This is a genomic window from Allobosea sp. P1_A7, assembly GCF_056406775.1.
The window spans coordinates 1-22712 of sequence record NZ_JBFTZN010000066.1 but is presented as its reverse complement, the minus strand read 5'-3'; the positions used below and the strand labels follow the sequence as shown (position 1 = coordinate 22712).

The following is a 22712-nucleotide window of genomic DNA, read 5'->3' as shown; positions in this document are numbered from 1 at the left end:
CAACCGGCTCGCGCGCGGGTGGTTCCCCAGGTTCTTCCTGCTACCTCAGTGATAGCCGCTGTCGGCCCTCACCTTGCCGCGGAAGGTCCAGTAGACGAAGGCCGTGTAGAACAGGATCATCGGCAGCAGGAAGCAGACGCCGATCAGGACGAAGATATGGGAGGACGGCGCTGCGGCCACATCCCAGATCGTCAGGCTCGGGGGCACCAGATAGGGATAGTTCGAGATCGCGAGTCCCAGGAAGCAGAGCAGGAAGATCGCGATGGTGAAGGCAAAGGGCGTGAATTCGTGCTGCCCGTGCAGCCGCTTCCAGACCATATAGCCGCAGAACGCCGTCAGGACCGGGAATGGCCAGAGCAGCAGCAGGTTGGACGGCGTGAACCAGCGCGCGGCGATGCGCGGATGTGCGTAGGGCGTCCACAGCGAGACGATCACCGCGAAAGCCATCAGACCGAGCAGCAGCCATTTCGCCTGGTGCCGTGCCCTGTCCGCGACGGCACCTTCCGTCTTGAAAACGAGCCAGGTCGCGCCGAGCAGCGCGTAGCCGACGACGACGCCGACCCCGCACATCACCGAGAACGGCGTCAGCCAGTCGAAGGGGCCGCCGGCAAACTCGCGGTTGCTCACGGTGATGCCCTGGATCAAGCCACCGAGCACGAGGCCCTGAGCGAAGGCCGCAAGGGTCGAGCCGAGCCAGAAGGCAATGTCCCATTTCCTGTGATGCGGCTTGGCGACCCAGCGGAATTCGAAGGCGACCCCGCGGAAGATCAGCGCCAGCAGCATCAGGATGATCGGTGTGTAGAAGGCCGGCATGATGATGGCGTAGGCGGTTGGAAAGGCGACCCAGAGGCCGCCGCCGCCGAGCACGAGCCAGGTTTCGTTACCATCCCAGAAGGGCGCGACCGAGTTCATCATCTGGTCGCGTTCGCCCTCGTCCCTGGTCGTCGGGAAGAGGATCGCGATGCCGAGGTCGAAACCGTCGAGCACGACATAGAGCATCACGGCCGTGCCGATCAGGACGGCCCAGATGACGGGGAGATACCATTCCATCTCAGCTCTCCCCTCAATTCGCCGGCTGGATCTTGTCGTCGCCGGGATGCCCGTCGCCGAACAGCACGGAGGCGTCATCCTGCGTCGCCTTGAGCGTCCGCTTCGAAGGCTGCTCCGGTGGGTCCGTGGCGAGGAGAGCGTCGGGGCCCTTGTCGATCAACCGGTTCATCAGCAGGATCCCGGCCGCAAAGACCACGGAATAGACGCAGACGAAGAGCGCGAGCGAGATTGCGACCTGCATCGCCGTCACCGGCGAGACGGAGTCGACCGAACGCAGCACACCCGTTGCGAGCCAGGGCTGGCGCCCGACCTCGGTCACGAACCAGCCGGCGAGGATGGCGACGAAACCGAGTGGCCAGGTGTATTGCGCCAGCCAGAGCCAACGTCGTGCTTCGAACACCTTGCCACGTGACCAGAGATAGGCACCGAGCCAACCGAAGCCGATCATCAGGAAGCCGATGCCGACCATCAGCCGGAAGGCGAAGAAGGGAATCTTGACGGACGGCCGGTCCTGCGGCGCGAAATCATTCAGGCCGGGAAAGAGAGCGCTCATGCTGCCATGGGTCACGAGGCTGGCGAGCCCGGGAATCGCGATTTCGTAGCGGTTGATGCCGGCCTTCTCGTCGGGCCAGGCGAAGAGAACCAGAGCGCCGGGCTTCGACGAATCCCAATGCGCTTCGATCGCTGCGAGCTTCGCCGGCTGGTATTTCGCCGTGTCCTCGCCGTGCTGGTGGCCGATGACGGCCTGGATCGGAGCCGTCAGGGCGATCATCAGGATCGCCATTCGCACCATCGTCCTAGCAGGCTCGATGCTCGTCCCGGCCAGGAGATGGCGCGCTCCCGTCGCCAGCACCACAAAGGCGGTGGTCAGATAGGCCGCCGTCATCATGTGCATGAAGCGCAAGGGGAAGGTCGGATTGAAGATGATCTGCAGCCAGTCGACCGGATAGGCGATGCCGTCGCGCATCTCGTGGCCGGTCGGATACTGCATCCAGCTATTGGCCGAGAGAATCCAGAACCCCGACAAGGCCGTTCCGGCGGCGACGATCACCGCGGACAGGAAATGCAGCCAGGGCGGGACGCGCTTCCAGCCGAACAGCATGACGCCCAGGAAGGAGGCCTCGAGGAAGAAGGCGCTCAGCACCTCGTAGCCGATCAGCGGACCGATGACGTTGCCGACCACCGTCGAGAACCGGCTCCAGTTCGTGCCGAACTGGTAGGACAGCACGATTCCCGAAACGACGCCCATCGCGAAGGAGACCGCAAAGATCTTGGTCCAGAACCGGGCGAGCAGATGAAACTTGTCGTCGCCGGTCTTCAGCCAGAGGCCGAGCAATGTCGCGATATAGGCGGAAAGCCCGATCGTGAAGGCGGGGAAGACGATGTGAAAGGAAACCGTGAAAGCAAATTGAATACGCGAAAGCAGAAATGCGTCGATTTCCATCGCAAGGCTCCGGCCGGCACGCCGCACGAGCGGCTTGAAACGACTCTGCCCGCACAGCATCGTCGCTGCGGGGCAACTTAGTCAAATCCGAAACTGCGCGAGGGGCCGGATTGTCGCAGAGGCAGGGCTGCGTTGTCGCAGGCGAATACTTTAGCTGGCTGCGTCGAGTGCTGTCCTGAGCGCCCGCATGTCGCGCCAGGCGAGGCGTTTCTGCAGGGGCTGGCGCAACAGATAGGCGGGGTGAAGCGTGGCGAGGGCGCGGATGCGCCGGGTGCCCATATCGTACTCGGTCCACTTGCCGCGCGAGGCGAGGATGCCGGTGAAGCCGAGCAGGCCCTGGGCAGAGGGGCCGCCGATACAGACGAGGATGTCGGGATTGGCGAGTTCGATCTGCCGTTGAATGAAGGGCAGGCAGATCGCGACCTCCTGCGGCGTCGGCGTGCGGTTGCCGGGCGGACGCCAGGGCAGAAGATTGGCGATGTAGACATGTTCCTGCCGGTTGAGGCCGATGGCCGCCAGCATCCGGTCGAGCAACTGGCCGGAGCGCCCGACGAAGGGCAGGCCGAGCCTGTCTTCATCGGCGCCGGGGGCCTCCCCGACGAACATCACGCGCCCCTCCGGATTGCCGTCGGCGAAGACGAGATTCTTCGCGGTGGCCTTGAGCGCGCAGCCCTCGAAGCTGGCCAGTGCCACCTTCAATTCGTCGAGCGTCTTCGCCTGCCCGGCCAGCAGGCGCGCGCTCTGCATGGCCTCGTCGGGCGCCGTCGCGTCGGCCGCGATGACGCGCGCGGCAGGAACCGCACGCAGAGGATTGCGGCGTGCTGCAGCCTGCGTGGCGGCTGCCTCGGCGGCCTGTGCGGATTCGGCGAAATGGTCATGCGGCGTCTCGTCGAGCATCTCGGTGACGCCCATCTCGGCGTACCAGGCAATGAGTTCGACGGGATCGTGGCCAGCAGGGATCATCCCGGCGTCTTAGCACGGTCCGGCGCGGCTTCGCGACACCTGTCGGGCGGCTGTCCCGGCTCCGCGTGCTCGCCGGAGCGGTCAAACGCGGTTGCAAATTGGAACGTGGGCTCGGATAGAGGGGTTCCAATCTGGTTTCGGTTTGGCTTGAGCCAGAGAGTGTGATCGTTCATATGTAAACTATCGCTGTCAAGGCGAAAGTTGCTGGCGGAGGGCAGGATGGAACTCGAGGAAGCGCAAAGCACCCCGCGCGAGAGCATGGACTATGACGTCGTCATCGTCGGCGCAGGTCCCGCTGGTCTCGCAGCCGCCATTCGCCTGAAGCAGCTCGACGAGGCCATCTCGGTGGTCGTGGTCGAGAAGGGGGCGGAGGTCGGCGCCCATATCCTCTCGGGCGCGGTTATCGATCCGATTGGTCTCGACGCGCTGTTGCCTCACTGGCGCCAGGACGAGGCACGCCCGCTGACCACGGAAGTCAGCGAGGACATCTTCTATTTCCTGACCGAGCCGAACGGAATCCGGCTGCCGAATTTCGGCATGCCGAAGCTGATGAACAATCACGGCAATTTCGTCGGCTCGCTCGGGCTGGTGACGCGCTATCTGGCGACCCGCGCCGAGGCGCTGGGTGTCGAGATCTATCCAGGCTTCGCGGCCGCTGAGCTTCTCTTCGATGAGAAGGGCGCCGTCACTGGTGTCGCCACGGGCGACATGGGGATCGCCAAGGACGGCACGGTCTCCGAACGCTTCACCCGCGGCATGGAGCTGCGCGGGCGCTATACGCTGCTCGGCGAAGGAGCGCGCGGCTCGCTGTCCAAGATCGCGATCCAGCGCTTTGGTCTCGACAAGGATCGTGAGCCCCAGAAATACGGCATCGGCCTCAAGGAGATCTGGCAGGTCAAGCCGGAGAAGTTCCACAAGGGCCGGGTGCAGCACTCCTTCGGCTGGCCGCTCGACGGCAAGACCGGTGGCGGCTCGTTCCTCTATCATTTCGACGACAATCTCGTCACCGTCGGCTTCGTCGTGCATCTCAACTACGAGAACCCGACACTCTCGCCCTTCGACGAGTTCCAGCGCTTCAAGACGCACCCGATGATCCGGGACGTCTTCGAGGGCGGCAAGCGCCTGTCCTACGGCGCGCGCGCCATCACCGAAGGTGGCTGGCAATCCGTGCCGAAACTCAGCTTCCCGGGCGGGGCATTGGTCGGCTGCGCGGCCGGCTTCGTCAACGTGCCGCGCATCAAGGGCAGCCACAACGCGATCCTGTCCGGAATGCTGGCGGCCGAGCATCTCGTGCCGGCGCTGGCGGCGGGACGCGCGCATGACGAAGTCAGCGAGATCGAAACCAGCTGGCGCGCGTCTCCGATCGGCCGCGACCTCAAGCCGGTCCGCAACGTCAAGCCGCTCTGGTCGAAATTCGGGACGATCGGCGGTGTGGTGCTCGGCGGCATCGACATGTGGCTGAACCAGCTCTTCGGCTGGTCGCCTTTCGGCACGCTCAAGCATGGCAAGCCGGATTACGCGACGCTGAAGCCACTGAGCGAGGTGACGCCGATCACCTATCCCAAGCCGGACGGCAAGCTCTCCTTCGACAAGCTGTCGTCGGTGTTCCTGTCCTCGACCAATCACGAGGAAGACCAGCCCGCCCATCTGAAGCTGACCGACCCCGCCATTCCTGTGGCGAAGAATCTGCCACTCTATGGCGAGCCCGCCCGGCTCTATTGCCCGGCCGGCGTCTACGAGATCGTCTACAAGGACAACGAGACGAAGAGCGATCCGCGCTTCGTCATCAACGCGCAGAACTGCGTGCACTGCAAGACATGCGACATCAAGGATCCCGCCCAGAACATCACCTGGGTAGTGCCTGAGGGCGGCGGTGGCCCGGGCTACTCGAACATGTGATGAGCCGGCGACGGTGACCGGTGCGATAAGGAGGCCGCGCCCTGCCAGGGCGGCGGCTTGTCCTGCCGAAATGGTCACTTGGCCCCGGCGAGGTGCGGTCGATCATCGCGGCGACCGAGCGAACGATCGTCTCCCTGGGATGATCCTGGGCGAATCGTCGCCACAGAGCCGAGAGATGCAGCTGCAATGGTGATGGCGTGCCGATCTGCAGCGTGACGTGATTGAATTTGTGCGCTGCACGACGTGATTGCAGTGGTTGTTGCATCCTTGCTACGGAGGCGATCTGCGCCGGCTTTGCGGCTTGCCGGGGCGCCCGGAAACGGCCATCTTGCGCGCCTATGCGAAGCGGTCACGGTCGCGCTGAATGGACCCAGCCCCTGTGCCACACGAGGCAGCGGACCGAGGGAGAATAGCAGTCGTGACGTTTCGAATGAACGGCCGAGGGGCCGGCGCGACATTGGCCTTGGCCTTGTTTGTCGCGCTTCATGCCGGGGCCGCTGCGCAGGCCACCACGCAAGCCAATACGCCGACCCGCACCACCGAGCCGCTTGAGCCTGCCGAAAGCCTTGAAGGCAACTATCTGGCCGCGATCGTGGCCGGTGCCGGCCGAGACCWTGGCGCGGCCTCGGTCTTCCTGCGGGAGGCGATCAAGGGCGATCCGAAGAACAACGATCTGCTGGAGCGTGGTTTCGTCGCCTTCCTGGCCGATGGCTCCATGGATGACGCGTTCCGCGCCGCCGAGAAGCTGGTGCAGCGCGACCCGAGCAACGGGCTGGCGCAGCTCGCGATCGGCATTCGCGCCATCAAGCAGAAACAGTATCAGACGGCGCGCAATCACCTGCAGCGCGGCGGGCGCGGGCGTTCCGCCGACATCACGGCGACCTTGCTGTCCGCATGGTCCTATGCCGGCTCCGGCCAGACCAACCGCGCGCTCGAGACGCTCGAGCGGCTCAAGGGCGAGCCTTCCTACAATCTCTTCCGCGACTATCATGCCGGCCTGATCCTCGATATCGCCGGCCGCAAGGCGGATTCCGAGCGCAGGCTCAAGGCGGCCTATGAGGCCGAGAAGACGACGCTGCGTCTCGTCGATCTCTGGGCTCGCTTCCAGACCCGCTCCGGCGATTTCGAAGGAGCTGCGGCAACCTATGGCGCCTTCGACAGGCTCCTGCCGAATCACCCCATCGTGCGTGACGGATTGACCCGGGTCGCCGCCAAGGAGCCGCTTGCCCGCTCGGTCGCTACGGCGCAGCAGGGTGCAGCCGAAGTGCTCTACGGCCTCGCCAGCGCGGGGAACCGCCAGGGAGACGAGGCCGCTGCACTGCTCTATCTCAGGCTCGCCCTCTATCTCGACCCCAATCACGATCTCGCCGTCCTGACGCTCGGCGACATCCTGGAGCGGGCCAAGCAGCTCGATGATGCGGTGACGGTCTACAACCGCATGCCGCCGGGTTCGCCGCTGGCCTCCAATGCCGAGATCCAGTCCGGTCTGGCGCTGGAAGCGCTTGGCAAGTCGGACGAGGCGGTGAAGCATCTCGAAGCGCTGATCGCAGCGCGTCCTGACGATGTCGACGCGCTCTCGGCGCTCGGCAATGTCTACCGCTCACGCAAGCGCTTCGCCGAGGCTGCCGACACCTATGACAAGGCGATCGCGAAGCTCGCTTCGCCGGGCCGCTCGAACTGGGACCTTTATTACTTCCGTGGCATTGCCCGCGAGCGCATCAAGCGCTGGGCGGAGGCCGAGGAGGATCTGCGCAAGGCCCTCGAACTGATGCCGGAGGCGCTGGGGCGCGAGCGGGCGCTGGTGCTCAACTATCTCGGCTATTCCCTGGTCGATCAGCATCTCAAGCTCGATGAAGCGCTGGGCATGCTGCGCCGGGCCGTCGAACTGCGCCCGCGTGACGGCTACATCACCGATTCGCTCGGCTGGGCTTACTACCGGCTCGGCCGCTATACCGAGGCGACCCGCGAACTCGAGCGCGCGATGGAGCTGCGGCCCTCCGATCCGGTGATCAACGATCATCTCGGCGATGTCTATTGGCGCGTCGACCGCAAGCTGGAGGCGGTCTTTCAGTGGAACGCCGCCCGCGATCTCAGCCCGGAGCCCGAGGATCTGGTCAAGATCAAGCACAAGATCGAGAAGGGGCTGGAGGAGGCCCCGTCGGCCAATGCCGCCGAGCCGAAGGCGGATGGCGGCTGACCGATGCATTGTGATGCGGTGACGGACCTCGCGTGCCTGTTGCGCTGACGACCCGCGCTCGCGCCAAGGTCAATCTCGATCTGAAAATCCTCGGCCGTCGCGCCGATGGCTATCACGAGCTGAAGAGCCTCGTCGCCTTCGCCAGTGTCGGTGATTCGCTGGCGCTGGAACCGGCTTCAGGCCTCGGCCTGACGATCGGCGGTCCGCAAGGCACCAGTCTTGTCGCGGATGATGGGAATCTGGTTCTCCGTGCGGTGCAGGCGCTGGCAGACGAGCTCCCCGGACTGCGAACCGGACATTTCCACCTCGTCAAGCGTCTGCCGGTCGCCTCCGGCATTGGCGGAGGCTCGGCTGACGCAGCAGCAACCTYGCGTCTGCTGGCAGGGCTGAACGGGCTCTCGCCTGCCTCGCCTCAGCTGCAGCGCGCCGCCATCAGGGTTGGCGCCGATGTCCTGGTCTGCCTCGAGTCGCGCGCTCGCATCATGGCCGGGATTGGCGAGCGCCTCGGCCCCGCACTGTGCCTGCCGCCGCTCTTCGCCATTCTGGTCAACCCGAATGTCGCCGTCGGCACCGCAGACGTTTTCCGTACGCTCGGACTTGCGCAGGGGCAATCTTGCCCGGCCGCAGTGGAATCGGGCATCGGTGCGGCGGAGCGCTTCGCTGCTGCCCCGGACCTGCTTGCGGCGCTGCATCGGACCGGCAACGATCTCGAAGCCCCGGCGGCTCAKGTCGCGCCGATCATCACCGACGTCCTGCAGCGGCTGTCCCGGCTGCCGGGTTACCGGCTCGGCAGAATGTCAGGCTCGGGCGCGACCTGCTTTGCCCTGTTCGACGATTGCCGGCAGAGCGCTGCCGCTGCGAAGCTGCTGGCGGATGAGCGGCCGGATTGGTGGATCAAGCCGACCCTGCTGAGATGAGGTCCGCGGGCTGCTCAGTGCGCCCGCGCCACGCTCAGTGCGCCCGCGCCACGCAGAAATCGACTGTCTCGTTCAGCGCCTGCTTCATCGGCGATGAGGGGAAGAGGCCGAGCGCATCCTTCGCCATCTTGGCGTAGTGCTGGGCCCGCTCGATCGTATCGTCGAGGGCACGGTGACGGCGCATGATCGCTTGCGCCTCCTCGAGATCGCCGTCCTTGATCTCGCCATCCTGCAGCGTGCGGCGCCAGAAGGCGCGTTCGGTCTCGTCGCCGCGCCGGAAGGAGAGCACGACCGGCAGGGTGATCTTGCCCTCGCGGAAATCGTCGCCGGTGTTCTTGCCGAGTTTGTTCGCGACGCCGCCGTAGTCGAGCGCGTCGTCGATGAGCTGGAAGGCGATGCCGAGATTGAGCCCATAGCTGCGGCAGGCGGCAGCATCGGCCTTGGGTGATTCGGCGATCACCGGCCCGACTTCGCAGGCCGCCGCGAACAGCTCCGCGGTCTTGCCGCGGATGACGGCGAGGTACTCGTCCTCGGTCGTGGCGGTGTTCTTGGCCGCGGCGAGCTGCATCACCTCGCCTTCGGCGATGACGGCGGCTGCGGTGGAGAGAATATCGAGCGCGCGGAGCGAGCCGACCTCGACCATCATCTTGAAGGCCTGTCCGAGCAGGAAGTCACCGACCAGCACGCTCGCTTCATTGCCCCAGACCATGCGGGCCGCGAGCTTGCCGCGGCGCATGTCGCTCTCGTCGACGACGTCGTCATGAAGCAGCGTTGCGGTGTGCATGAACTCGACGCTGGCCGCGAGCTTGACATGACCCTCGCCCCGATAGCCGCAGAGCGCGGCCGTGGCGAGCGTCAGCATCGGCCGCAGGCGCTTGCCGCCCGACGAGATCAGGTGGTTGGCGACCTCGGGGATCATGGTGACGTCCGAGCCGGTGCGCGACAGGATCATCGCATTGACGCGCTCCATGTCGGTGCGTGTCAGGCCGACGAGACCCTCGATACTGGCCTGTCCCTGTTCCTTGTCCTCGAAGGGTACGACGACGCCCACGCTGCTCACTCCGGCCGATTTCAGCTTTGTTGCATTGCCACAACCGTTGCATGGGTGGCCAGCCCCCGCAATCGCACTTTGACGCCGCACCCGCGAGTCCAGGGCCGAAAATGGCTTGCGCGCAGACCCTGCCTTCGTCTCCATGACACAATGCACGAACTCGTCCGTACCAATGACCTTGTCCTGCTTGGCGCCATCGAGGCGCTGCTCGCATCCGCCAATCTCGATTGTCTGATCGCCGACCAGCACATGAGCGCGCTTGAGGGCATGACCGGAGCCTTCCAGAGGCGCCTGCTCGTGCGCGAGGTGGATCGCCGAAGGGCCCGCGCGCTTTTGATCGAGGCGGGGTTCGGCGCCGAGCTGCGCGATGAGTGATTCGGAGACGGATCTCGGCGAGATCGTCGAGGATCGATTGCTCGATGGCCGTCTGATTCTTCGTCAGCCGAAGAAGGGGCATCGTGCCGGCACGGACGCGATTCTGCTCGCTGCGGCGTTGTCGGAAGACGAAACAGGCCCGCTGGCCGATTTCGGCGCTGGCGTCGGGACGGTCGGTCTGGCCGCGGCGATGCTTCGGCCGGAGCTGACGGTCACGCTGATCGAGCGGYATCCCCGCCTTGCGGCGCTGGCCGAGCAGAACATCGTCCTGAACGGCTTCGGCGATCGGGTCAGGCTCGTTGCGGCCGATGTCGGGGCCGGTGCCGAAGCCAGCCTTGTGCCAGCAGGTTTCGCCTGCGTGGCAATGAACCCGCCCTTCTTTGCAGACGATACGGTGAAGGCGTCGCCAGTGAGCAACCGGCGAACGGCGCATGTCGCCGATCAGCCGTTCGAAATCTGGTTGAAGGCAGCGCGCCGGCTGCTCAAGCCGCGCGGACGCGTCGCGATCATTCATCGGGCCGAGGCGCTGGGGGCTATTCTGAATGGGCTGGAAACCGGCTTTGGTGGCGTGGCCATCCGCCCCGTGCACGCCTCGGCCGACCGGCCGGCGATTCGCATCATCGTCACGGCGACGCTGAACAGCAGAAAGCCGGCAGCGCTGCTGCCGGCCTTTGTCTTGAACGGGCCTGATGGCCGCTTCACCGAACTCAGCGAAGCGGTTCACCGTGGCCGGGCACTGCTCGGCTAAAGCATCGGCCCGAAAAGTGGATTGCGGTTTTCGGGAAAGCCGATGCGAACACAGAAGGTTAGATGATCGGCCCGAAAAGTGGATTGCGGTTTTCGGGAAAGCCGATGCGAACATAGAAGGTTAGATCACCGGCCCGAAAAGTGGATCACCGCTCTCGGGAAAGCCGATGCAATCACGGACGGTGAGATCAGCGGCAGATCCGCTGCTGCTGCACGACCCAGCGCCAGCCATCCCAATAACGGAACGGGCGGAAAAAGCAGCGCGGGCGGTAATACGGACCGCCATAGCCGTAATAGGGCTGCGGACCGCCATAATAGGGCCGACCGTAATAGGGGCGCKGGCCCCAACCCGGGCCATAGCCGTACTGGACCTGCTCGTAGCCATGATCCGCCTGCGCGGCTGCACTCAAGCCGAGGGTGACGACCTGGGCCGAGGCCGGGGCGCTGGCGATGACGCCGCCGCCGAGGCTGACCGCTGCCGCGACACCGAGAAAAGCTTTGCGAAGCATGGCGTGGATTCTCTCCCCTGCCGGTCGAACACCAATTCGGTGAAGATGCTAACGCTCAAAAACTGAACGGCGCGACACCGCGCCGTTCAGCTATCCTTCATCGGACCGCCACATGGCAGCCACAATTCACGCCGCGATCAGCGGCAGACGCGCACCGAACGCATCACCCAGCGATAGCCGTTCCAGACGCGGCGGTTACTGTAGAAGCAGCGCGGACGATAGACCGGGCGGCCGTAATACGGGCGGCGCGGGCCATAATAGGGACGCGGGCCATAGTACTGCGCCTGCTGGACCAGATCAGTCGGAGCCTGCGTCGTCTGCATCGTGCCGGTGCTGACCGGTGCGGCCGTTGCGGGGGCGACGGTGAAGGCCGCGAACATGAGGGTGAGCGCTCCGAAGAGAGCGGCAATGAAACGTGATGACAGCATTAAGCTACTCCTGCTGGCTGACGCCGCCGGCCCGTCTCGAGCGCTCGCCCCGAACGCCGCGGACTGTACGGTTGCTGCGGAGATTATCCCGCCGATCATGAACGAATGCTGTCCGCGTCGGTTCCATGGTCATGCGCGGAATGCTTGACCGCGCGCCGTGGCTGCCCCTAAGCACGCCGCTATTCTTAGATTGTCTGGAAGGCTCAAGCTCTTGGCCGGTGCTCCCGTCTCCGATCCGATGAACCCGACCCGCTCGTTCCAGGGCCTGCTGCTGACCTTGCAGCGCTTCTGGGCGGAGCGCGGTTGCGTCGTCCTGCAGCCCTACGACATGGAAGTCGGCGCCGGTACGTTCCACCCGGCGACGACGCTGCGCGCGCTCGGTCCCAAGCCCTGGAAGGCTGCCTATGTCCAGCCTTCGCGTCGGCCGAAGGACGGCCGCTATGGCGAGAACCCCAACCGCCTGCAGCATTATTACCAGTTCCAGGTCATTCTGAAGCCATCGCCGCCGGATCTGCAGCAGCTCTATCTCGACTCGCTCCAGGCCATTGGCGTCGACATGGGGCTCCACGATATCCGCTTCGTCGAGGACGATTGGGAGAGCCCGACACTGGGCGCCTGGGGGCTCGGCTGGGAGTGCTGGTGCGACGGCATGGAGGTGAGTCAGTTCACCTATTTCCAGCAGGTCGCCGGCGTCGAATGCGCGCCTGTCGCGGGAGAGCTGACCTATGGGCTCGAACGTCTCGCCTGCTATCTGCAGGGCGTCGACCGCATCATGGATCTGAATTTCAACGGGCTCGAGGGTGAGGATCGCGTCAGCTACGGCGATGTCTTCCTCCAGGCCGAGCAGGAATTCTCGCGCTATAATTTCGAACATGCCGACACGGCGATGCTGTTCCGCCACTTCAACGATGCCGAGGCCGAGTGCCGGGCGCTGCTCGCCGCGGGCGAAGCCGGGGAGGGAGCCAATGATCCGCGCCACTCGCTGGCGCTGCCGGCCTATGACCAGTGCATCAAGGCCAGCCACATGTTCAACCTGCTCGATGCGCGCGGGGTGATCTCGGTCACCGAGCGCCAGAGCTACATCCTGCGCGTGCGTGAACTGTCCAAGGCCTGCGGTGCGGCCTGGCTGAAGACCGCCGGCGGGGGAGCGAACTGATGCCCGATCTCCTGCTCGAACTCTTCTCGGAAGAGATTCCCGCCCGCATGCAGCGCAAGGCGGCGGAAGACCTCAAGAAGCTCGTCACCGATGAGTTGGTCGAACGCGGCCTCGTCTATGAGGGCGCCAGGGCCTTTGCGACGCCGCGCCGCCTCGCCTTGCACATCGCTGAACTGCCGGTGCGCGGCCGCGATATCCGCGAGGAGCGCAAGGGGCCGCGCGTGGGCGCGCCCGACGCCGCCGTCCAAGGGTTCCTGAAGGCGGCAGGGCTTGCCTCGCTCGACCAGGCGACCATCGTCAGCGACCCCAAGAAGGGCGATTCCTACGTCGCCATCATCGAGAAGCCGGGGCAGGAGACGGTCGCCGCCATCGCCGAGATCGTCCCGCAGGTGATTCGCAGCTTTCCCTGGCCGAAATCGATGCGCTGGGGCAAAGCCTCCGCCGCCGGCGCCAGCCTGCGCTGGGTGCGCCCGCTCCACTCGATCCTCTGCACCTTCGGGCCGGAGACCGAGGAGCCCGAGGTGGTCCGGTTCGAGGTCGACGGCATTGCCTCCGGCAACACGACCTATGGCCACCGCTTCCATGCGCCTCAGGCCATAACAGTCAGGCGTTTCGACGATTATGTCGCGCATCTGGAAAAGGCGAAGGTCGTGCTCGATGCCGACCGGCGCAAGGAAATCATCCTCACCGACGCCCGGAACCTCGCCTTCGCGCAGGGGCTGGACCTCGTCGAGGATGAAGGCCTGCTCGAGGAGGTCGCCGGCCTCGTCGAATGGCCGGTCGTGCTGATGGGCGCCTTCGAGGAGCGCTTCCTCGAGATTCCGGGCGAGGCGATCCGCGCCACGATCCGCGCCAACCAGAAATGCTTCGTGCTGCGTGACCCGGTGACGGGCGCGCTCGCCAACAAGTTCATCCTTGTCTCGAACCTGAACGCCAGCGATGGCGGCAGCGCAATCGTCGCCGGCAATGGCCGCGTCGTGCGTGCGCGCCTCTCGGACGCGGCCTATTTCTTCGCGACCGACAAGGGCTCACTGCCCGATCTCGACACGTTCAGGGAGAGTGCCGGGACACTTGGCCTCGACCTCGCCAAGCCGCTCGACCAGCGCATGGCCAAGCTTGATAAGCTCGGCGTCGTCTTCCACGCCAAGCTTGGGACGCAGGGCGCGCGCGTGCAGCGCATCGCGGCGCTGGCTCGCGAGCTGGCGCCGCTCGTCGGTGCCGATCCCGCTCTCGCCGAACGCGCGGCGAAACTCGCCAAGGCCGATCTGCCGACCGAGATGGTCGGCGAGTTCCCGGAATTGCAGGGGCTGATGGGCCGGAAATATGCCGAGCTGCAGGGCGAGAACGCTTCTGTCGCCGCAGCGATCGAAGAGCACTACAAGCCGCTCGGCCCCTCCGATCGCGTGCCGACGGATCCGGTCTCCGTTGCCGTGGCGCTGGCCGACAAGCTCGATACGCTGGTCGGCTTCTGGGCCATCGACGAGAAGCCGACCGGGAGCAAGGATCCCTATGCGCTGCGCCGCGCGGCGCTGGGCGTGATCAGGCTGGTTGTCGAGAATGGGGTCAGGCTCTCGCTCGCCGATCTGGCCAGGGATCCAGACCTCGTCTCTTTCTTCCATGACCGCTTGAAGGTCGTGCTGCGCGATGCCGGGGCGCGGCATGACCTGGTCGATGCCGTGCTGGGCGAAGGCGCATCGAACAGCGACGATCTCCTGCTCATCACCCGCCGCGTCGACGCGCTCAGCCGCTTCCTCGACACCGAAGACGGCGTGAACCTGCTCAGCGGTTATCGCCGTGCGGCGAATATCCTCAAGGCCGAGGAGAAGAAGGACGGCGAGGGCGCTTTTGCCGCTGCCGCCGATCTCCAGCTCATCGCCGATGCCGGGCTGATCGAAGAGAAGGGGCTCGCCGTTGCACTGGCCCAGGCAACGCCGAAGGCCGAGGCTGCCGTCGCCAAGGAGGATTTCGAGAGTGCGATGGCTGCGCTGGCCGAGCTCAGGCCCGCGGTCGATGCCTTCTTCGACAAGGTTACGGTCAACGATCCCGATCCGGCCCTGCGCGCCAACCGCCTCAAGCTGCTCAACCAGCTGCGTGAGGCGACGCGCGCCGTGGCGGATTTCTCGCGGATCGCAGGCTAGCGCGCCACGGCGCCTTGCGGCGAGCATCCGCGCCTCGCGACAGGCATGGTCGGGTCAGGCCCGATTATGCCGAAAATGGCGGTGAAAGCTCGGGATAAGCGGGCGCTCGGCCCCTGAAACGGAACCAATTCCCATCCTGCGACGTTCTGTCCTGCAGAGAAACCGTGCCGCGAACGCCTCGCGCACGGCCTCCGGGGGGCCGGCAAGCGGCCGCGATAAAGGATGTGGGCTATGGGTCTGAGTATTCTGATTTCGCTTCTGATCACGATTCTGGTGATCGGTCTGGTGCTCTATCTCGTGCGCATGCTGCCGCTCGATGCCCAGATCAAGAACATCGTCCAGATCATCGTCATCATCATCGGCATCATCTCGCTGCTGCGCTATCTCGCGGTTTTCTGAGCGCCAGCGCGGGTCGATTGACGTGCGCTGAGCACTGATCCACTCTCCTATCGGTCAAAAGGGCCCGGACGACTCCGTCATGGGCCCTTTTCCGATTCGAGAGCGTCGCGATGAATTCGCAGAACCGGACCACCCATATCCGCCTGACGWCGCATCCCGAGCCTGGCAGTGCGGCGACGCGCTTCCCGATCCGATGGGGTGCGGAAACCGCCGTCGAGCGCGGCCCGGTCATTGCCTCGACCACCAACCCGGCTGACCGCAACGTCATAGGAGCCCATGGCGGCTCCTACTCGGTCTATCGTGCGCTTGCGATCTCGGCGCGCGCCATGAATCCGTCGCAGCGCCCGGACCTGACGAACACGCAGCCGACCACTGACATTCTGCCGCAGCCGCAATGGGCTGAACCCGGCAAGATCGTCTCGCTGGACCCTTACGGCCATCGGGTCGCACAGGATTTCGGGCGACTGATTGCCGAGGGCGTCGATATCCGGCCAACCATCGCCATCACCAAGGCGCGGTTGAACCTGCCGGAGATTCTCGCGGCGATGGCTGGCCACAGGCTCGCCGCCGATGAGGGTATCCTGCACAAGTCCGGCGATATCAGCGTCACCAAGATCGCGATCGACCCGGTCTGGCATCTGCCGGGCATTGCCGAGCGCTTCGGTACGTCGGAGCAGGAATTGCGCCGCACGCTGTTCGAGCAGACCGGCGGCATGTACCCCGAACTCGTCACCCGACCCGATCTGCACGTCTTCCTGCCGCCGATCGGCTCGATCACCTGCTATGTCATCGGCGATATCTCAGCGATCACCGATCCGAAGCGCAGGGTTGCCTGCCGTGTCCATGACGAATGCAACGGCTCGGATGTCTTCGGCTCCGATATCTGCACCTGCCGGCCCTATCTCGTGCATGGCATCGAGGAGGCGGTGAAGGAGGCGCAAGGCGGCGGCGTCGGCCTCATCGTCTACAACCGCAAGGAGGGCAGGGCGCTTGGCGAGGTCACCAAGTTCCTCGTCTACAATGCCCGCAAGCGCCAGGAGGGTGGCGATTCCGCTGCGACCTATTTCGAGCGCACCGAATGCGTTGCCGGCGTGCAGGATGCCCGCTTCCAGCAATTGATGCCGGATGTGCTGCATTGGCTCGGTGTCACGCGCATCGACCGGTTGATGTCGATGTCGAACATGAAATACGACGCCATGGTGCAGTCGGGCATCGAGATCGGCGAGCGCGTTGCCATTCCGCCGGAGCTGATCCCGCCCGATGCCTCGGTCGAGATCGAGGCCAAGAAGGCAGCCGGCTACTACTCGCCGGAGGGCACGCCTGGCGACAACACGCTGAAGGCGACCGTCGGTCGCGACCTCGACAAGTTCTGAGAGCACCAGCCAGCCATGCCCGACCGTGACCCCGAGGCCGTCCGCCGGCTCCTGAAGCCCGCCGCAATCCGTGAGCGGGCGCAGGAAATGCTCCAGCTCGGCCTTGAAGGCCGCCTGCTGCATTTCTCCGTGCATCCCGAGCGGCTGGCGGCCTGCGCGGACTATGTCCTCGAGACGATCCGGGCAAATTATCCGACGCTGGACATCCCCYTCCACGCGCGCTGGCGCCATTTCGTGGTCGGAGGCATGGATCGCTGGAGCATGCTTGAGCGCGGGGCGCATTTCCCGGATGCCGGAGCGCGCGGCCGCGCGGCCTACGATCTCGCGGTCGTCAGCGTTCTGCTCGATGCCGGTGCGGGGCCCGCCTGGAGTTATCACGACAGGGTGACGGGCAAGCCGATCGGCCGATCGGAAGGGCTGGCGCTCGCCTCGCTCGGCATGTTCGCTGCGGGGCTGTTCTCGAGCGACGCGGCGGACCCGCTACGGGCCGATTCCGAGGCCCTGAAGCGGCTCGACACCGAGGCATTCGCCGCCGGTTTCCAGGCCGGACCGGCCAATCCCCTGCTTGCGCTCGAAGGGCGGGCCGCATTGCTGAACCGACTCGGCGAGGAACTCGAACGCCAGGGCCTGACACGGCCGGGCGACCTCTTCGATCGCTTCATCGAGACGGCGTCGGGCGGCTCGATCCGCGCCGCCCACATCCTGGCCGAGGTTCTCGGCACCTTTGGCGGCATCTGGCCGTCACGACTGACGATCGCAGGAATTGCCCTGGGCGATACCTGGCGTCATCCGCTGATCGCTCCGGATGTCTCCACGGCCGGGCTCGTGCCGTTCCACAAGCTCTCGCAATGGCTCTCATATTCGCCGCCAAGATCCTCGAGGGTGGGACCTGGGCTGCCGGACGGCGCATCGCACGAGAAAAACGCGGGGATGGCGGGCCGCCCTTGACCATCGTCAGCGATGGCACGGTATTCTGAGACCGTGCTGCCGTGAGCAGCAGCCTTCGCCTGGGGCGAGGGCTCATGAGAACGATGAGGGGTAGAGCGTATGACCAGGCATTCCGACGGCGTCACCGTGGTCGACCATCCGCTGGTCCAGCACAAGCTGACGCTGATGCGGGAGAAGGATCGCTCGACCAAGAGCTTCCGGCAGCTCCTGAACGAGATCGGCATGCTGCTCTGCTACGAGGTCACGCGCGACCTGCCGACCGAGCTGATCGAGATAGAGACGCCGCTGACCAAGAGCATGCAGCCGATCATCGCCGGCAAGAAGCTGGTCTTCGCGCCGATCCTGCGCGCCGGCGTCGGCTTCCTCGATGGCATGCTGGAACTCGTCCCGGCTGCCCGCGTCGCTCATATCGGGCTCTATCGCGATCCTGATACGCTCCAGGCGGTCGAGTATTATTTCAAGGCCCCGTCCGACATTGCCGACCGCATGATCGTGGTCATGGACCCGATGCTGGCCACGGCAAACTCGGCCGTGGCGGCGATGGATCGGCTGAAGGAGCGCGGTGCCAGGGACCTTCGCTTCGTTTGCCTGCTGGCATCGCCGGAAGGGGTCGCACGCCTGCGCGGTGCTCACCCGGATGTGCGCATCTGGACGGCAGCGATCGACGAGCGCCTGAACGAGCACGGCTATATCGTGCCGGGCCTCGGCGATGCCGGCGACCGCATGTTCGGCACGCGCTGACACAAGGATTGAGGCCCGCCCCATCGCTGGAGCGGGCCGGATCTGAAGAGCGACCGGGTCTCGATACAAGGTCGCCCTTCGGATCGTTTCGATCACCGGTTATTCGATCACCTGGACGATGCGGCGAGTCTGCGGCTCGACCAGGACGGCACGGTTGTTGATGACCGTATAGCGATAGTTCGGAGCATTATACTCCGCCGGAACCTGACGGTAGACCACGCCCTGCTCCGGCAGGACCGTGCCGACGGCAACGGGCTCGGCATAGGTGTAGGACGGGACCCGCTGCTCGACGACATACTGGCGGAAGCGCGGTGTCGTCGCGTCGCCGATGATCGCGCCGACCACCGCGCCGCCGACGCCGCCGACAACGGCACCGACCGGACCGCCGACAACCGCGCCACCGACGGCGCCGCTCACCGCCCCGCTGGTTGCACCGCCGACCGCGCCGCCCTTCGGCGCTGTATCCGTCTGGGCAAAGGCCATCGCAGGAGTTGCAGCGATAGCAGCAGCAATAAGGAGCTTCTTGATCATTTTCATTCTCCTTCGAAATCGGGAAACTGGGAGGAGAACGATGTACTGCAGATTAGGTTCCGGAATTTCGAGGTAACGAGATGTGACTGACCGCGAAAGAACTCGCGATCGGTCCGCGATATCAACGACTAACGTCGATCACGACGTGAATGTCTCGCTTGCCGAGGTCGACGACTTCGGTCCTTCGTGGGGGGCTGTTTGGGGTGTCGAAGAGCTCGCTTACGGTCGCCTCTTCCGAAAGGAAGAGGAAATCTGCATGCGCGCCTGACTCGGGATAGGCGTCGATCGAATGCCAGGTGCCGCGATGCAGCAGGATGCCGGTTTGTTCGAGGCGGAAGGCACGCAGATTGGCACCAGTCGGGCAATCTGCCTCGCGCGGTGCGACCACGAGGATGGCGGATGGTCCTCCCAGCGGCATCCGGGTTTCAGTGACATGAAGATGCCGTTCCATGACCCGCACGACGAAGGGGCGGGCGTGATAGCGCACGATCTGGAGCCTGGCCTGGCTCTCGGCGCTGAACGGCTTGATCCAGATGTCATAGCCCTCGCGCCCGGCATCGCGGGGCCCTTCCGGCGCAAGCAGCCGGCCATAGGGCGCGAAGGTCTCGGCGGTGAGAGGCTCGATGGTGAGGCTGATAGTCTCGGTCATGGCGCGATGCTATCGGTTCGGGGCCAAAAGAAAACGGCGGACCGCTGGGCCCGCCGCCATGGAAGCCGATAGGGAGGGCGCTTACTTCGGCGCCGCCGCCAGGGTCGGGCTGAGCTTGTCGGCGTCACGCTTGATCAACGCGCCGAAGCCGGCGGGCGTGCGCTCCTCGGCGCTCGGCATCACGGTGCCGAGATCGAGAAGGCGCTTCTTGACGCCTTCGTCCTTCAGCGCCTTGTCGAGTGCATCGACGAGCCGGTCGACGACCTCCTTCGGCGTGCCCTTCGGCGCGGCGATGCCGTTCCAGGCCTCGATCTGATATTCGGGCATCCCGGCTTCCTTGGTGGTCGGCACGTTCGGCAGGGCGGGCGAGCGCTCGGTCGAGGCAATCGCATAAGCCTTGATCGTATCGGCCTTGACCTGCTCGGCGACGCTGACGATCTGGTCGCACATGAAATCGATCTGGCCGGAGACGAGATCGTTGAGGGCCGGGCCCGTGCCGCGATAGGCGACGGCATTCAGCTTCGGCACGCCAAGCTGACCCTTCAACAGCGTGCAGGTCGTCCATGAGACCGATYCGACGCCGGCATGGGCCTCGTTCACCTTGTCGGTGTTCGCCTTCACATAGGCGACGAACTCCTTCAGGTCCTTCGGCTCGAAATTCTTGCGGGCGACGATCAGGATCGGCGTGCCGCCGGCGAGGCCGATCGGCTGCATGCCGTTGATCGGGTCGTATTTCAGGCCTGGATAGGTCGCCGGCGCAGCCGAGAAGGTGCCGAGATGGCCCATCGCAATGGTGTAGCCGTCGGGCGTTGCGGTCAGGGCGCGGGTGATGCCGGTCGTGCCGCCGGCGCCCGCCACGTTCTCGATCACGACCTGCTGGCCGAGTGTCTTCGACATGTTCTCGCCGACGATGCGGGCGATGATGTCGGTCGGGCCGCCGGCAGCGAAGGGCACGATCATGGTGATCGGCTTCTCCGGATATTTCGACTGTGCCTGCGCGCTGCCGGTGAGGGCGAGCGCAACTGTCGTAGCCAAACCAAGTACGAGTTTCTTCATGTGGATCCTCCCAGAGATCGGTGACGTAGCGTGATGGTGAAATGGATGGCGAGGCAACCCCGTCATTCGGTGAACACCTCGTCGCGCTTCTGGGAGATCGATGGCAGCAGAGCGACGACCAGAATGATCACGGCGACGGCCAGCAGGCCGCCGGAGATCGGCCGTTCGATGAAGGTCATGAACGAGCCGCGCGAGATGATCAGCGCCTGCCGCAGCTTCTCTTCCATCAGCTTGCCGAGCACGAAGCCGAGCAGCATCGGGGCTGGCTCGAAGCCGAGCTTGATCAGGATGTAGCCGAACAGGCCGAACAGCGMCGTGAAGGCGACGTCGACCGGCTGGTTGTTCACCGAGTAGATGCCGATGCAGCAGAAGATCAGGATCGCCGGGAACATCAGGCGGTAGGGCACCTGAAGCAGCTTCACCCAGACGCCGACCAGCGGCAGGTTGATGATCAGCAGCATCAGGTTGCCAATCCACATCGACGCGATCATGCCCCAGAACAGTTCTGGGTTCTTGGTCATGACCTGCGGGCCGGGGATGATGCCGTGGATGGTCATCGCGCCGACCATCAGCGCCATCACCGCATTCGGCGGGATGCCGAGCGTGAGCAGCGGGATGAAGGCCGTCTGTGCGCCGGCATTATTGGCCGATTCCGGACCTGCCACGCCTTCGATGGCACCGCGGCCGAAGCGCGAGGGGTCCTTGGCGATCTTCTTCTCGATCGTGTAGCTGGCGAACGGGCCCAGCACCGCGCCGTTGCCCGGCAGGATGCCGAGAATGCCGCCGATGGCGGTGCCGCGTACGACGGGCAAGAACGACTGCTTGATGTCGTTCCAGTCCGGCAGCAGGCGGCCGATCTTGGCGCGCACGACGTCGCGCGTCTCGGGATTCTCGAGGTTCCTGAGCACCTCGGCGAAGCCGAACACGCCCATTGCAAGCACGGCGAAGTCGATGCCATCGGACAAAGGTGGGAAGCCGAAGGTCATGCGCTCCTGGCCGGTCTCGAGATCGGTGCCGATCGTCGAGAGCAGAAGGCCGAGCATGATCATGCAGAAGGCCTTGAGGATCGAGCCGCGCGCAAGCACGACCGCGAAGCAAAGCCCCATGACCATCAGCGAGAAATACTCGGCCGGGCCAAACAGCAGTGCGAGCTTGGTCAGGGGCGCGCCGAGCGCGGCGATGATCAGGGTGGCGACGCAGCCGGCGAAGAAGGAGCCGAGCGCTGCGGTTCCGAGCGCGACGCCGGCGCGGCCCTGCTTGGCCATCTGGTGGCCGTCGAGGGTGGTGACGACCGCTGTCGCCTCGCCGGGGATGTTGACCAGGATCGCCGTAGTCGAGCCGCCATACTGGGCGCCGTAATAGATGCCGGCCAGCATGATCAGAGCGCCGACAGGATCGAGGCCGAAGGTGATCGGCAGCAGCATGGCGATGGTGGCGATCGGCCCGACGCCGGGCAGCACACCGATCAGCGTGCCGACGAGGCAGCCGGCGAAGGCGAGTGCGATATTCTGCAGCGAGAGCGCGACGCCGAAGCCGAGCTGCAGGTGTGCAATCATTTCACTCATTGAATCAGATCCCCAACAGCCAGGGTGCCAGGGGGATCGGCAGGCCCAATGCATATTTGAACAGCAGCGCGCAGAAGGTCGTCATAACGAGCGCGAAGATCACCAGCTCCTTGATCTTGCGATCATCCGCGGCCAGGCCGGAGATCAGCACGACGAGGGGGCCTGAAACGACGAGACCGAGCTGCGGGACCTTGATCGGCCCCAGATCGAAGCCACGAATGGTGAGGCCGAAGACGACCGCGCCGCCGAGCACGAAGATGACGCCGCGCCAGGACCAGCCCGAGAGCTTCTCGCCGTTATAGCGCAGCGAACTCAGGGCCAGCAGCGCTCCGAGCCCGGCGCAGATCACGGCGAACGCCTTCGGCAGCATGCCMGGCCCGATCTGCCGCAGCGACCCCATCGGCAGATCGCTGGCGAGGAACAGCGCCACGACAGCGAGCAGGATCATGAACAGCCCGGCGGCCAGATCCTGTTGCGAACGGACACGCAGCCCCTGCGCGCGTTCAATAGTGTTCAAGCTCATCAGGCTCCTCCAGTCTGCGGTCTGGCGGGCTCCTCCAGTCTGCGGTCTGGCGG

General features: G+C 65.2%; 21 protein-coding genes and 1 pseudogene. 11 read left to right on the top strand and 11 right to left on the bottom strand.

Annotation, left to right across the window (positions count from 1 at the left end):
• Window positions 1-45: 45 nt before the first annotated feature.
• From cydB to AC1D34_RS13800, 3 genes are all read right to left on the bottom strand, one after another.
• Window positions 46-1050, bottom strand: coding sequence for a cytochrome d ubiquinol oxidase subunit II (cydB, locus tag AC1D34_RS13810; protein WP_441488930.1), 1005 nt, complete (start codon window positions 1048-1050; stop codon window positions 46-48).
• A gap of 13 nt (window positions 1051-1063) precedes the next feature.
• Complete coding sequence (locus tag AC1D34_RS13805; RefSeq protein ID WP_476824514.1) at window positions 1064-2494, bottom strand: cytochrome ubiquinol oxidase subunit I; 1431 nt, start codon at window positions 2492-2494, stop codon at window positions 1064-1066.
• A 150-nt stretch (window positions 2495-2644) separates the two neighbouring features.
• A complete protein-coding gene (locus AC1D34_RS13800) occupies window positions 2645-3457 on the bottom strand; it encodes a uracil-DNA glycosylase (protein ID WP_441488932.1) in 813 nt (270 codons plus the stop codon).
• Between the two features lie 219 nt (window positions 3458-3676).
• On the opposite strand from AC1D34_RS13800, the gene AC1D34_RS13795 reads away from it, so the two are divergent.
• The 3 genes from AC1D34_RS13795 (at window position 3677) to AC1D34_RS13785 (ending at window position 8470) form a co-directional block, all read left to right on the top strand.
• Window positions 3677-5356, top strand: a complete 1680-nt coding sequence (locus tag AC1D34_RS13795) for an electron transfer flavoprotein-ubiquinone oxidoreductase (protein WP_441488933.1) — start codon at window positions 3677-3679, stop codon at window positions 5354-5356.
• Window positions 5357-5774: 418 nt separating this feature from the next.
• A complete protein-coding gene (locus AC1D34_RS13790) occupies window positions 5775-7553 on the top strand; it encodes a tetratricopeptide repeat protein (protein ID WP_476824513.1) in 1779 nt (592 codons plus the stop codon).
• Between the two features lie 32 nt (window positions 7554-7585).
• Window positions 7586-8470 carry a 4-(cytidine 5'-diphospho)-2-C-methyl-D-erythritol kinase gene (locus AC1D34_RS13785; protein ID WP_476824512.1) on the top strand — a complete coding sequence of 295 codons (885 nt, stop codon included), beginning with the start codon at window positions 7586-7588 and terminating at the stop codon, window positions 8468-8470.
• 34 nt (window positions 8471-8504) lie between these two features.
• Here AC1D34_RS13785 and AC1D34_RS13780 read toward each other — a convergent pair whose 3' ends face one another.
• On the bottom strand, window positions 8505-9521 hold the full coding sequence (locus tag AC1D34_RS13780; RefSeq protein ID WP_069877467.1) for a polyprenyl synthetase family protein: 1017 nt from the start codon (window positions 9519-9521) through the stop codon (window positions 8505-8507).
• A gap of 150 nt (window positions 9522-9671) precedes the next feature.
• Between AC1D34_RS13780 and AC1D34_RS13775 the strand changes: the two genes are divergently transcribed.
• Together AC1D34_RS13775 and AC1D34_RS13770 are read left to right on the top strand one after the other, a co-directional pair.
• Window positions 9672-9896, top strand: coding sequence for a putative signal transducing protein (locus AC1D34_RS13775; RefSeq protein WP_069877466.1), 225 nt, complete (start codon window positions 9672-9674; stop codon window positions 9894-9896).
• Window positions 9889-10644 (top strand): tRNA1(Val) (adenine(37)-N6)-methyltransferase, encoded by a 756-nt coding sequence (locus AC1D34_RS13770; RefSeq protein ID WP_476824511.1) that lies wholly within the window; start codon window positions 9889-9891, stop codon window positions 10642-10644. The genes AC1D34_RS13775 and AC1D34_RS13770 overlap by 8 nt, the downstream gene beginning before the upstream one ends.
• A 187-nt stretch (window positions 10645-10831) precedes the next feature.
• Here the strand turns inward: AC1D34_RS13770 and AC1D34_RS13765 are convergent, their stop codons facing one another.
• Both AC1D34_RS13765 and AC1D34_RS13760 read right to left on the bottom strand, forming a co-directional pair.
• Window positions 10832-11152, bottom strand: a complete 321-nt coding sequence (locus AC1D34_RS13765; protein WP_476824510.1) for a hypothetical protein — start codon at window positions 11150-11152, stop codon at window positions 10832-10834.
• 137 nt (window positions 11153-11289) lie between these two features.
• The gene (locus AC1D34_RS13760) at window positions 11290-11580 is read right to left on the bottom strand and encodes a hypothetical protein (RefSeq protein WP_441488938.1); all 291 of its coding nucleotides are present in this window, start codon (window positions 11578-11580) and stop codon (window positions 11290-11292) included.
• A 238-nt stretch (window positions 11581-11818) separates the two neighbouring features.
• Between AC1D34_RS13760 and AC1D34_RS13755 the strand changes: the two genes are divergently transcribed.
• From AC1D34_RS13755 to upp, 6 genes and pseudogenes are all read left to right on the top strand, one after another.
• Window positions 11819-12736, top strand: coding sequence for a glycine--tRNA ligase subunit alpha (locus AC1D34_RS13755; RefSeq protein ID WP_069882152.1), 918 nt, complete (start codon window positions 11819-11821; stop codon window positions 12734-12736).
• Complete coding sequence (glyS, locus tag AC1D34_RS13750) at window positions 12736-14874, top strand: glycine--tRNA ligase subunit beta (RefSeq protein ID WP_441488939.1); 2139 nt, start codon at window positions 12736-12738, stop codon at window positions 14872-14874. The genes AC1D34_RS13755 and glyS overlap by 1 nt, the downstream gene beginning before the upstream one ends.
• A gap of 231 nt (window positions 14875-15105) precedes the next feature.
• Complete coding sequence (locus AC1D34_RS13745) at window positions 15106-15273, top strand: Thivi_2564 family membrane protein (RefSeq protein ID WP_441488940.1); 168 nt, start codon at window positions 15106-15108, stop codon at window positions 15271-15273.
• Between the two features lie 110 nt (window positions 15274-15383).
• Window positions 15384-16646: a GTP cyclohydrolase II gene (locus AC1D34_RS13740; protein ID WP_476824509.1), complete on the top strand. Its 1263-nt coding sequence runs from the start codon at window positions 15384-15386 to the stop codon at window positions 16644-16646.
• 15 nt (window positions 16647-16661) lie between these two features.
• Window positions 16662-17623, top strand: a pseudogene (locus AC1D34_RS13735) (DUF1688 family protein).
• A 70-nt stretch (window positions 17624-17693) separates the two neighbouring features.
• The gene (gene upp / locus AC1D34_RS13730; protein ID WP_441488943.1) at window positions 17694-18335 is read left to right on the top strand and encodes a uracil phosphoribosyltransferase; all 642 of its coding nucleotides are present in this window, start codon (window positions 17694-17696) and stop codon (window positions 18333-18335) included.
• 99 nt (window positions 18336-18434) lie between these two features.
• Here upp and AC1D34_RS13725 read toward each other — a convergent pair whose 3' ends face one another.
• The 5 genes from AC1D34_RS13725 to AC1D34_RS13705 all read right to left on the bottom strand — a co-directional run bounded on the left by AC1D34_RS13725 (window position 18435) and on the right by AC1D34_RS13705 (window position 22659).
• Window positions 18435-18866 carry a DUF1236 domain-containing protein gene (locus AC1D34_RS13725; protein ID WP_441488944.1) on the bottom strand — a complete coding sequence of 144 codons (432 nt, stop codon included), beginning with the start codon at window positions 18864-18866 and terminating at the stop codon, window positions 18435-18437.
• A 121-nt stretch (window positions 18867-18987) separates the two neighbouring features.
• Window positions 18988-19515, bottom strand: a complete 528-nt coding sequence (locus AC1D34_RS13720; protein WP_441488945.1) for an ureidoglycolate lyase — start codon at window positions 19513-19515, stop codon at window positions 18988-18990.
• An 81-nt stretch (window positions 19516-19596) separates the two neighbouring features.
• Window positions 19597-20571 carry a tripartite tricarboxylate transporter substrate-binding protein gene (locus AC1D34_RS13715; RefSeq protein WP_476824508.1) on the bottom strand — a complete coding sequence of 325 codons (975 nt, stop codon included), beginning with the start codon at window positions 20569-20571 and terminating at the stop codon, window positions 19597-19599.
• A 62-nt stretch (window positions 20572-20633) separates the two neighbouring features.
• On the bottom strand, window positions 20634-22136 hold the full coding sequence (locus tag AC1D34_RS13710) for a tripartite tricarboxylate transporter permease (protein WP_476824507.1): 1503 nt from the start codon (window positions 22134-22136) through the stop codon (window positions 20634-20636).
• A 4-nt stretch (window positions 22137-22140) separates the two neighbouring features.
• Complete coding sequence (locus AC1D34_RS13705; protein WP_441488947.1) at window positions 22141-22659, bottom strand: tripartite tricarboxylate transporter TctB family protein; 519 nt, start codon at window positions 22657-22659, stop codon at window positions 22141-22143.
• Window positions 22660-22712 lie beyond the last annotated feature (53 nt).